General features: G+C 53.3%; 11 protein-coding genes. 10 read left to right on the top strand and 1 reads right to left on the bottom strand.

What is annotated here, in order from left to right:
* Positions 1-219 precede the first annotated feature (219 nt).
* On the top strand, positions 220-564 hold the full coding sequence (locus EKN00_RS05385) for a hypothetical protein (protein ID WP_127849128.1): 345 nt from the start codon (positions 220-222) through the stop codon (positions 562-564).
* Positions 565-915: 351 nt separating this feature from the next.
* Positions 916-2094 carry an MFS transporter gene (locus EKN00_RS05380; RefSeq protein WP_127849127.1) on the top strand — a complete coding sequence of 393 codons (1179 nt, stop codon included), beginning with the start codon at positions 916-918 and terminating at the stop codon, positions 2092-2094.
* A gap of 101 nt (positions 2095-2195) precedes the next feature.
* Here EKN00_RS05380 and EKN00_RS05375 read toward each other — a convergent pair whose 3' ends face one another.
* Complete coding sequence (locus EKN00_RS05375; RefSeq protein ID WP_127849126.1) at positions 2196-3077, bottom strand: LysR family transcriptional regulator; 882 nt, start codon at positions 3075-3077, stop codon at positions 2196-2198.
* 225 nt (positions 3078-3302) lie between these two features.
* On the opposite strand from EKN00_RS05375, the gene EKN00_RS05370 reads away from it, so the two are divergent.
* The 8 genes from EKN00_RS05370 (at position 3303) to EKN00_RS05335 (ending at position 11503) form a co-directional block, all read left to right on the top strand.
* Positions 3303-4976, top strand: a complete 1674-nt coding sequence (locus tag EKN00_RS05370) for a malolactic enzyme (RefSeq protein WP_277749627.1) — start codon at positions 3303-3305, stop codon at positions 4974-4976.
* A gap of 43 nt (positions 4977-5019) precedes the next feature.
* Entirely contained in the window at positions 5020-6000 is a 981-nt protein-coding gene (locus EKN00_RS05365; protein ID WP_127849124.1) for an AEC family transporter, read from the top strand.
* 270 nt (positions 6001-6270) lie between these two features.
* A complete protein-coding gene (locus tag EKN00_RS05360; RefSeq protein WP_127849123.1) occupies positions 6271-7362 on the top strand; it encodes an ABC transporter ATP-binding protein in 1092 nt (363 codons plus the stop codon).
* A 2-nt stretch (positions 7363-7364) separates the two neighbouring features.
* Entirely contained in the window at positions 7365-8192 is an 828-nt protein-coding gene (locus tag EKN00_RS05355) for an ABC transporter permease (protein WP_127849122.1), read from the top strand.
* A complete protein-coding gene (locus tag EKN00_RS05350; protein ID WP_127849121.1) occupies positions 8185-8991 on the top strand; it encodes an ABC transporter permease in 807 nt (268 codons plus the stop codon). The genes EKN00_RS05355 and EKN00_RS05350 overlap by 8 nt, the downstream gene beginning before the upstream one ends.
* Before the next feature lies 1 nt (position 8992).
* Positions 8993-10066, top strand: coding sequence for an ABC transporter substrate-binding protein (locus tag EKN00_RS05345; protein WP_127849120.1), 1074 nt, complete (start codon positions 8993-8995; stop codon positions 10064-10066).
* Positions 10067-10436: 370 nt separating this feature from the next.
* The gene (locus EKN00_RS05340; protein ID WP_127849119.1) at positions 10437-11018 is read left to right on the top strand and encodes a hypothetical protein; all 582 of its coding nucleotides are present in this window, start codon (positions 10437-10439) and stop codon (positions 11016-11018) included.
* Positions 11019-11131: 113 nt separating this feature from the next.
* A complete protein-coding gene (locus tag EKN00_RS05335; protein WP_241559460.1) occupies positions 11132-11503 on the top strand; it encodes a nucleotide pyrophosphohydrolase in 372 nt (123 codons plus the stop codon).
* Positions 11504-11577 lie beyond the last annotated feature (74 nt).

Here is an 11577-nt window from a genome sequence, read left to right as displayed (position 1 = left end):
CGTAGCTTCCTTGTTATATTTTAGTAGCACAAATATTATGTTATTTGCGCACAGCGGCGCCTATACTGGTTACAAAATGAAGTTTTACAGGCAACTGTTCCCGAGGTTAGCTCCGCTTCCTGAAGTGCCAGCTTAGCAAGGGCATACGCAGTAAGTATGGTAAGACTCCAAACCCTCAGTACCACACCTTTTTGGGATTTAACGCAAGGAGATGCTAACTTGGCCACTAAAAAACACGCAAATTTAAATAAGTTTTTGATAGCAATAGAAACAAGTGTTATATGCGGATTTCTTTTACTTCATATGACACCAGGAATGGCCGTTCGTACTGTCTTGATTACTAACGGCTACTTCAAGAGCGCCATGACCGCAAAGATCGTCAAAACTAATGAAAACCCAGATGGGATTGGCACTGCCAAACGAAATTCAAATGACGGCACTGTTTACTATGTAGAGCCATCTCCTGTTTCTAAAGAAAAGAACATCAGAATGAATCCCCACCCTAACCGAATGATAGTAAAAACCTTTGGGCTTTCGTTTGCCGAGATGACAGGTGAGGGATAGTGGTTAAATGAATGGCAAGCCAATTATTTATTCTAGGACTACCGTAACTCCTTGGTAGTCCTATTTATATATCATTATTTTTTCGGAATACTCACGAATTCGGTAAACCTGTGACCTGCTTAGTCCGGTAGCCGTCAAGTGGAAGAGGTGGTTTACTTCATTGCACAATAAGCCCTGCCAGTGGCGACACGGATGTCACGGAGCAGACAAATAATCCCCAATCTGAGCGGGACAAAAACCGCGAACTTGTTCTATAATGTTCACCAGCGCGGCAATCCACGCGACATATTTTGTTATTACACCGTCGCCGCTGCGCACCGTTGCGGCAAATTACATAGTTAGGTGATCAAAATGGCACAAAAAGAATTCAAATTGAAGTGGTTACTGGCAGGCTCGCTGATTACAAACATCGGCGGCACGTTCATCTGGCCGCTAACGACAATCTACGTCCACGAGTACTTGCACATGCCGCTAACCGTTGCCGGCACCGTGATTTTTTTGAACTGCATGGCCTCGCTTTGTGGGAATACCGTCGGCGGGTATCTTTTCGACCACTGGAAGCCGGTGTCCACGCTCTTGTGCGGCATTAGCATCGACATTGTCGCGGCGGGCCTGCTGATATTCTTCCACGCCTGGCCGATGTACCCGGTGCTGCTCACGCTGATGGGCCTGGGCGGTGGGATGACTTTCACCTCCATCAACGGGTACGCCACGAAGGTGCCGGGCCACGCCCCGAGCTACGCATTCAACTTCCTGTATTTCACCAGTTCACTTGGTGTTGCCGGGGGGACGCTCGTGGTCGGCAACGTGCTGGCGGCCGGAATTGACTGGGTCTTTGTCTGCGCGACCAGCATCTACCTGCTCTTTGCAATCATCGTCCTCACGTTCTACCGGGGCCGTTCGCTGCGGCAGGGCGAAAGCGAGACGGCGGTCGCAAGTACGGGTAAGCGCGGCCGGATTCGGCCGGAAGTGCTCACGGTGCTGGTCGTGGTCTTCATTATCTGGGTCTTTTACGAGCAGTGGGACAGCAACCTGTCGTCGTACATGCTCAGCCTGGGCCTAACCGTGCGGGAGTACAGCTCGGTGTGGACTATCAACGCGGTGGTCATCCTGCTGGTGCAGCCGCTAGTGACGCGGGCAGACGACTGGCTCACCCGGCACCTGACGCTGCGGCTGTGCACCGGCCTTGGCTTGTTTGCCATCAGCTTCGCCACGCTGCTTTTCGCTCGTTCCTACCTCCAGTTCGCCCTGGCCATGGTGATTTTGTCGCTGGGTGAGGTCACGGCGATGCCGGCAATGTCGACGTACATCAACTTGTTTGCGACGACCGCCACGCGCGGACGGTACCAGGGCCTCGTGCAGGCTGGCGCGTCAGCCGGCCGCGCCGTGGGACCACTCATGGGGGCGTTCATCATCGAGGGCCTGTCGTATCAGGTCTTATTCATGCTGGCGGTCTCCGGACTGGTTGCGGCGTTACTCCTCTTTGCCGTTGTCAGCCAGCGCGGCAATCGCAGCCAGGACGCGGCCTGATTCTAAGTCGCCTAGTTAATAATCAGCAAAGTAAAAACCGCAAGAAGGTAATCCTTCCTGCGGTTTTTTGGTGGTCTGAAAATTTTGTAACCAGTTGAGCGCTAATTCTTGTCGTTAATGAGCAGTTCCTTGAGCTGGCGCTGGAGCGGCGGCAGGACTTGGTGTTTGCGGTGCACCACCGAGATGCAAAACTGGGGCTGGTCCGGGTCGCTGAGGTGCAGCATCTGGAGATTGTCCGCGGGTGTGACGGCCAGATCAACGAGGAAGCCGATGCCAACGTTTTGGTGCACCATTTTTTTGAGCAGCTCAACGTCACTGGTGCGGAAGACAACGCGCGGGTGGATGGCGTTCGCGGCAGTCAGGCGGCGGAAGGCCTCACTGTGCATGAAGCCCACGGTCAGGGAGACGAACGACTCGTGGGCCAGCTCCGCGAATTTGACCGTCCCGTCATGGCCCAGCTGCCGCTCCGGGCTGGCCACAATCGTGAAGGTCGGCTGGGCTAGCTCAGTGACATCCAGGTCGGGTTCGACTAAGGGGCCGACGCTTCCGAGCAACGCCATTTCGATATCCCCGCTGCGGAGCTGACTGAGCAGCTCTGCGGAACCGGCCTCGATTGTCTTCAGGTGCGGCACCAGATTGTGCTTGACCAGCCGGTTTAGCGTCGACGGGAAGAAGTAGTTCCCGATGATTGGCGGCAGGCCCAACCTGATTGTTTCGGCTTGGAGGGCTTCGATCTCGCTGCGCGTTTGGTCGAGTTCCCGCAAAATGTTGTTGGCGTGGGCGGCTAGCTGCTTGCCGGCGTCGGTGACCGCGAGGGTGTTGTGGCTCTTATCGCGATTGATGAGCGTGATGCCGAAATTGGTTTCCAGTCGCTTCAGGGCCACCGAGACGGTCGGCTGACTAACGCCAAAAAACTGCGCAACCATCGAAAAATTTTTTAATTCGCATAATTTGGTGAAATATTCTAAATCCTTGGTCTGCATCTGAGCCCCGTCCCTTCAATGTTTGTGCGCCTCATATAAAAACATTTTATCATAGCTGGCGCGTTTGACTATAATTTTTTCAATCGGTTAAAGTAACAAATGTAATCGCGACAGCAACTCGGACGTCGCGAACTAACAGACATTGTGGATGATTCGGGAACAAATTCGGTTTGACCCCCGCGGCGGGAAAGTTCAAAAAGACCAGGTACCGCCAATATCCACGTTATGGAGGAAATTTATATGCGTTACACACCAGAACAAATTTTGAATGACCCATTCTTGAACAAGGGCACGGCCTTCACCAAGGCTGAACGTCAGCAGTACGGGCTCGCCGGCATCTTGCCACCAGCAGTGCAGACCCTCGACCAGCAGGTGGCCCAGGCATACGCCCAGCTGCAGAGCAAGCCAAGTGACCTCGAGAAGCGGATCTTCCTGATGGACATCTTCAACCACAACCACGTGCTCTACTACAAGCTGTTCGCGGACCACATTGCTGAATTCATGCCAATCGTGTACGACCCAACCATCGCCGACACGATTGAAAACTACAGTGCTCTCTTCATCGAACCCCAAAACGCCGTGTACCTGTCAATTGATGACCAGGCTAACATGGAACAGGCCCTGCGTCATGGCGCAAACGGCCGCGACATTCGTCTGATCGTTGTGACCGACGCTGAAGGAATTCTTGGCATTGGCGACTGGGGCACCCAGGGGGTCGACATCGCGGTCGGCAAGCTGATGGTGTACACCGCTGCGGCCGGAATTGACCCAGCAAGCGTGCTGCCAGTGGTCCTTGATGCCGGCACCAACAACGAAGCACTCCTAAGCGATGACCTGTACCTCGGTAACCGGAAGAAGCGTGTTTACGGCGATGAGTACTACGCCTTCGTTGACAAGTTCGTGCAGAACGCGCGGACGTTGTTCCCGAAGCTATACATGCACTTTGAAGACTTCGGTCGGAGCAACGCCGCCAACATTTTGGCCAAGTACCAAGGCGAAATGACCACGTTCAACGATGACATCCAGGGCACGGGGATTATCGTCCTTGCCGGGATTCTCGGGGCGCTCAACATTTCCAAGCAGAAGATGACCGACCAAGTGTACATGAGCTTCGGTGCTGGGACTGCCGGTGCCGGTATCACCAAGCGGATCTACGACGAATTCCTGCAGCAGGGGATGGACGAAGCAGAAGCCCGCAAGCACTTCTACCTGGTTGACAAGCAGGGGCTGCTCTTCGATGATGACGAAACTCTGACTCCAGAACAAAAGCCATTCGCGCGCAGCCGCAGTGAATTCGCTAACGCCGATGATCTGACCAGCTTGCTGGCAGCGGTTAAGGCCGTGCACCCAACTATTCTGGTCGGGACCAGCACCGTGCCTGGGACCTTCACTGAAGACGTTGTTAAGGAAATGGCGGCACACACAGAACGGCCAATCATCTTCCCGCTCAGCAACCCAACCAAGCTGGCGGAGGCTAAGGCCGATGACCTGATTGCCTGGACAGACGGTAAGGCACTGGTTGCCACCGGGATTCCCGCAGCACCAGTTGAATACAAGGGTGTGACCTACGAAATTGGGCAGGCCAACAACGCCTTGGTTTACCCAGGTCTTGGCCTTGGGACCATCGCGGCAAAGGCCAAGCTACTCACAGACGGCATGATTTCCGCCGCTGCGCACAGTCTGGGCGGGATTGTTGATCCAAGCCAGCCGGGTGCAGCAGTGCTGCCACCAGTGAAGAAGCTTGATGTCTTCAGTCAGACGGTCGCTAACGCCGTGGCAACTGAAGCGGTGGCTGAAAAGCTGAACGCAGAACCAATTGCCGACGTGCAAAAGGCCGTTGCGGACATGAAGTGGGTGCCTGAATACACTGAATTACCAGACATTGACGTTGAACTGTAAAGTGCAATTTGCACCGTTTGCGTTTGGTTGATTGGAGAATAATATGACTGCTTTAACAACATCCATCCAAAGCATTTTGACCATCGTGCTCATCATTGCTTTGGGTTACATCTTACAAAAGAAGGGCTGGTTCGACGACAAGTTCGGCGGGACCGTGTCCACCTTACTGATGAAGGTCGCACTGCCTGCGTCCATCTTCATCTCCGTGCTGGAACGGCTCACACTGGACAAATTAATTAGTTTATCCAGCGGCCTCGTTTACGGCTTTGGTGGGGTGATTCTGGGCTACATCATCGCCTTCATCCTGGTCAAGGTCTTGAAGGTCCGTCCAGGGCGCCGGGGAACGTTCATCAACATGTTCGTGAACGCCAACACCATCTTCATCGGTTTGCCCCTGAACCTCGCGCTCTTTGGCGACAAGTCACTCGCATACTTCCTCGTGTACTACGTGGTTAACACCGTGTCGACCTGGACCGTGGGTGCGTTCATCATTGCAAACGATGACCCAACCAAGGAAAAGGGCGCAGCGGGCGCGGCCTTCAACTGGAAGAAATTGCTGCCACCACCACTACTTGGATTCCTGGTTGCGCTCGTCTTCTTGTTGCTGCGGATTCCGTTCGTGAACGTGCCAGCCCTCAGTTTCGCCGTGAACACACTGGATTACGTCGGGAGCCTGGTGACGCCACTGTCCCTCATTTACATCGGGATTGTGCTCGCCAAGGCTGGCCTTGGCAGCATCCGCTTTGACCGCGACACCATCGTGGCCCTGCTCGGCCGCTTTGTCCTAGCCCCAGCACTGATTGCCGGCCTCATTGTGCTTGGCAGTCACATTGGGAGCGCCTTGCCAAGTCTTGAAGCCCAGACGCTCATCGTTCAGGCTAGTGCACCTGGTCTTGCCGTGCTCCCAATTCTGGCGGACCAGGCCCACGGGGACGTCAAGTACGCCACCAACGTGGTCACCACTTCCACCATCTTGTTCGCCATCGTGGTGCCAATCATCATGATGCTGATTCAGGGGATGTAGTTAAAAATCACCCCGGAAACAGTCAATTTCCGAACATTTTAGTGTTGCAGTTTATTTACATTGATGGGAAAAAGCAGTGCGGTAAGGTTTTGGCACTGGTACCGATTCCCCCTAATGCGTATAATGTACAAGGACCTTTGGGTAACCAAGGTCCTTTTTTTGAGCATTCCGGCCCACGGTTTGTTCATTGGTGGGCCAACGTGCCTGCCGCTGCGGGGGGAGCGTAGCGATACCCCGTAAGCACACACAGCGCTATGGGAGGCGGATATTTTGGGCGAACCGATTGTTGAATTGCACCACGTGTTTAAGAGCTACGACGAGAACGTCGTGCTCAATGACATTGATATTACCCTCGAAGCAGGGAAATTTTACACGTTACTGGGGCCTTCAGGTAGTGGGAAAACCACTATTCTGAGGGCGATTGCTGGGTTTCTGAATGTTACCAGCGGGGATATTATGATCGCGGGTAAACGCGTGAACGATATTCCAGCGAATTTGCGGCAGGTCAATACGGTCTTCCAAAACTATTCGCTTTTCCCGCACATGAACGTGTTCGAGAACATCGCGTACGGCCTGCGTATTCGCAAGGTTGATAAGGCGGCCATCGAAACACGGGTCATGGATGCACTGAAGATGGTGCGGCTGGAGAACCTGGCAAACCGTGAAATCAGCGAGTTGTCTGGTGGTCAGCAGCAGCGTGTTGCCATTGCACGCGCGATTGTGCTGGAACCAAAAGTGCTCCTGCTCGACGAACCACTGTCCGCGCTGGATGCAAAGCTGCGCAAGGACATGCAGTACGAACTGCGTGAATTGCAGCAGCGCCTCGGCATTACCTTCCTGTTCGTCACGCACGATCAGGAAGAGGCCCTGGCATTATCCGATGAAATCTTTGTGATGAACGACGGTCAGGTGCAGCAAAGTGGCACCCCCGTTGATATTTACGATGAACCAATTAACCACTTTGTTGCGGACTTTATTGGCGAAAGCAACATTGTTGATGGCCGCATGGTGGAAGACTACCGCGTTGAATTCAACGGGAAGGTCTTCGATTGTGCCGACGCCGGGATGCGCACGAACGAACACGTTGAAGTCGTGCTGCGTCCGGAAGACCTCGATGTCGTGCCAGTGGACAAGGGCCGCGTTGCCGTGCGCATCGACACCCAGCTGTTCCGCGGGGACTTCTATGAAATCGTGGCCTACGATGACGGGCAAAACGAGTGGCTGATTCATTCCACCAACCCGGCACCGGAAGATGGCGCCATGATGGGTGTGTACTTTGACCCAGAAGATATTCACGTTATGCGTTTTGGCGAGTCCGAGGAGGATTTCGACGCCCGTCTCGAAAGTTACGAGGGGGAATAGTCATGCGCAAAAATGTGAATGCTGCTTTTTACGTGCCATACGTGCTGTGGCTCGGTTTATTTGTCATTGCCCCAATGCTGCTGATTTTTTACCAAAGCTTCTTTGACATCAACCACCACTTCACGCTCGCCAACTACGCGACCTACTTCCAGTCCGGGACCTACCTGACGATGACCTTTAACTCCGTCTGGTACGCCTTCGTGATTACGGTCGTGACCCTGTTAATCAGTTACCCAGCCGCGCTCATCTTGCACTACATGAAGCACAAGCAGCTGTGGCTATTGCTGATCATTCTGCCCACCTGGGTGAACCTGCTGCTGAAGGCATACGCGTTCATCGGGATTTTCGGCAAAGACGGGGGGATTAATAACTTCCTGGGCTTCTTCGGCGCTGCGCCGATGCAGCTGCTGTTCACCGACGCCGCCTTTATCTTCGTTGCGGCGTACATCGAGATTCCGTTCATGATTCTGCCCATCTTCAACGGCATCGAGGAGCTGGACGAGAATCTGGTCAACGCCAGCCAGGACCTCGGGGCCAGTTCGTGGCAGACCTTCACCAAGGTCACCTTGCCGCTAACAATGAGCGGGGTCAAAAGTGGGGTGCAGGCCGTGTTCATTCCCAGCCTGAGCCTCTTCATGCTGACCCGCCTGATTGGTGGTAACCGGGTAATCACCCTTGGGACCGCGATTGAGGAACACTTCCTGACCACCATGAACTGGGGGATGGGTTCGACCATTGGGGTTGTCCTCATCGTCGCCATGGTGATCATCATGTTCCTCACTGGCGAACGGGCCAAGCACCGCGTGAAGGGGGGCCGGCGCCATGTCTAAATCCAAGTTCAAGTGGGGGCACCTGTACCTGATTCTGGTCTTCGTGGTGCTGTACCTGCCCATTGCCTACCTAGTTGGGTTCTCCTTCAGTGACGGCGAGCGGATGAGCCACTTCAAGGGCTTCACCTTCCGCCACTATGGTGAACTGTTCAACGATCCGCGGATGATTCAGATTGTGCTGGACACCCTGCTCGTGGCGCTGCTGGCGGCGCTTTTTGCCACCATCATCGGGACGTTTGGTGCCATGGCGATTAACAACACGCGCAAGGCCGGGGTGCGCAACTCCATCTTGTCGCTCAACAACATCCTGATGGTTAGCCCTGACGTTATTATTGGGGCGAGCTTCCTGATCTTCTTCACGGCGCTGAACGTGCCCCTCGGGTTCCTGTCCGTTGTGCTCAGCCACATCGCCTTCTCGATTCCGATTGTGGTGCTGATGGTGCTGCCGAAGCTCAAGGAATTACCGGGGAGCATGCTGGATGCCGCTCAGGATTTGGGGGCAACCAATTCGCAGGTGCTGCGCGACGTTGTACTGCCGTTCATCACTCCCGGAATTCTGTCTGGGTTCTTCATGGCCTTCACCTACTCGCTGGATGATTTCGCCGTTACCTTCTTCGTGACGGGGAATGGCTTCCAGACGCTGTCGGTTGAAATCTACGCCCGTGCGCGTCAGGGAATCAGCCTGGAAATCAACGCACTGTCCGGGGTCATGTTCCTGTTTGCTCTACTGCTGGTAATTGGTTACTACTTCATCCAGCAAGCCCAAACCTCGCGCAAGCACAAGAAGGGGGGCCGTTAAGATGAAGAAACTATTATCTGGGATCTTCGCGATTATCATTGTCTGCATGGCCCTTGCTGCCGGCAGTGCGCGTCTGGCCAAGAGTCAGGGCGCAACCGGGGGCAACGTGCTTAACTTCGCTAACTGGGGTGATTACATCGACCCAGCGCTCATCAAGAAGTTCGAGAAGGAGACTGGCTACCACGTTAACCAGGAAACCTTCGACAGCAATGAAGCCATGTACACCAAGATTAAGCAGGGGGGCACGCACTATGACCTCACCGTGCCGTCCGAATACATGGTGGAAAAGATGGCCAATGACCACCTGCTCGTGCCGCTGGATAAAAGCAAGCTCACCGGCATGAATAATTTCGGCAAGGACTTCATGAACCAGCCGTTCGACCCGGGCAACAAGTACTCGATTCCGTATTTCTGGGGCACGCTGGGGATTATCTATAACGACAAATACATCAAGCCCGGCGCGATTCAGCACTGGGATGATCTCTGGTCCAAGAAGTACCGCGGCCAAATCATGTTGATTGATTCGGCGCGGGACATCATGGGGATGAGCCTTGTGTCCCTGGGCAAGTCGATGAACACGACCGACACGCCAACACTGGCGGCGGCCAAGGCGAAGCTCGACACGCTTTCACCCAACGTGAAGGCGGTTGTCGCTGACGAAATTAAAATGTACATGGGGAACAATGAGGCGCCACTGGCCGTTGACTGGTCCGGTGAAGCCGCCGACATGATGTACGAAAACTCGCACCTCCACTACATTGTGCCAACGGAGGGGAGCAATCTCTGGTTCGACAACTTCGTGATTCCGAAGACGGCTGAGCACTACAAGGCCATTTACGCCTTCCTGAACTTCATGTCCAATCCCAAGAATGCGGCCCAGAACACCGATTACGTCGGGTACTCCACGCCGAACAACGCCGCCCGCAAGCTGCTGCCAAAGAGCACGCGGGAGGACAAGTCGTTCTACCCAACTGAAAGCACCATGAAGCGGCTGGAGGTATACAAGGACCTCGCGCCAACGGTTGTTGGTAAGTACAACGATTACTTCTTGGAATTCAAAATGTTCAGACATTAGCAAAATAGAGCACAAATAAACGGCGCCAATTCGGTTAAAATCCCGAGTTGACGCCGTTTTTGATTTCAGCTATTCACTTTGATTTGAATGGAATGTCACCGGAATACGGTACATTATGCGGTACATCGTTTTGTACCACAATTTTTCTCATTTTGTACCATGTCGAACACGTTCAGCATGGTTAAATGCTTGGCCCTTTTTTCCCAATTATTCAACTCGATATGCACGCTTAATTATCAGTCATAAGCGGTTGTAAGCACATTCGAAAACGTTTATGGTAATAAATAGGAGGAAGATAATCAGTTCTATAAATTAATTTGTAATATAGAACATAACGGCGGAGAGCAAATTTGAAATTCAAGGGTGAATAATGAAAAAACAACTAATTACGCTAATAGGGTTGAGCGCAATCCTGGTTGCCACTGTCACTTTCTTTGCATTTACTGGTAAGAATCAATCAGTTTCACCGCAGAATGTTCCGGTGATTGAGGCCCACACTGAGTATGCAATCAATGTCGACAATCCTGACGTGATTGTTAGTCATGCTGACCTAACTTTCGTAGCCACTGTAATTGCGCAGGATAAAACAACTTATTCTGACAAGGTGCCACTGGAAAACGCGGATGGGTCAACGACAATGGTTGGGTCGGCGTACACGCATTACACGGTCGATGTGTTGAAAGTACTGAAGGGGAAAATCAGTTGCGGGTCAATTAAAATTGTTAAGACGGGCGGAATACGTGAAGACAAGTCGGCAATTAACGTGTTAGAAGGCGACTTCATGCCCAAGGTGGGACGCACATACGTCTTCAACGCGTACGTCCAGGATGACGGAACCATCTTGCTGAGTGGGCAGAATTCCAACGTGGCGGTCAGTGGCGGCACCAAGGCAGATATTGCCCAAGACGATAATGTTGCGACGTACCAAGAAGCGGCGCGGAAAACCAAATAAAGTAGACGTAAGCAGCAATTAATGCCCCGTTAATTGCTGCTTTTGTTGTGCAGCGCCACCACAAATCACTGCCGCGGAGTATAATCACATTAACGTAGAATGGAGGCAGATTGATGAACGGTAAGGTACATAAATTGGATCCAGAACACAACGGGGCGGCACTGCGCCTTGACAATAAGAGTGACCCGCAGATTGCAGCAATGATGCACGACCTGGAGCACTTTCGCGACGTTGAAAAGGGTTGGGGTGACGCGCACCAGCTGAAGAACCTGGCGATGGCGCTCAACGTTGAAGCCAGCGAGCTCATGGACATCTTCACCTGGAAGGATGTGGGTGAGCCGTTGTCTGATGAGGAATCCGCGCACGCCGCCGAGGAGCTGGCCGACGTGATGATATACTCGTTCTTCATGTGTTCACGGCTCGGCCTAGATCCACTCAAGGTGGTGCGCGCCAAGCACGAAATCAACCGCGGACGGAGCTGGTAATATCATTCGCAAGACCGGTGAGTCAGGTAAGGAGTAGGGTTGGCCACTGGAGAGGGTGATCTGGTGATTACAAT

This window comes from Lacticaseibacillus hulanensis, from assembly GCF_004010095.1.
Taxonomy (GTDB): Bacteria; Bacillota; Bacilli; order Lactobacillales; family Lactobacillaceae; genus Lacticaseibacillus; species Lacticaseibacillus hulanensis.
Note: the sequence above shows the minus strand (reverse complement) of the source record. Positions and strands in the feature narration are given on the sequence as shown.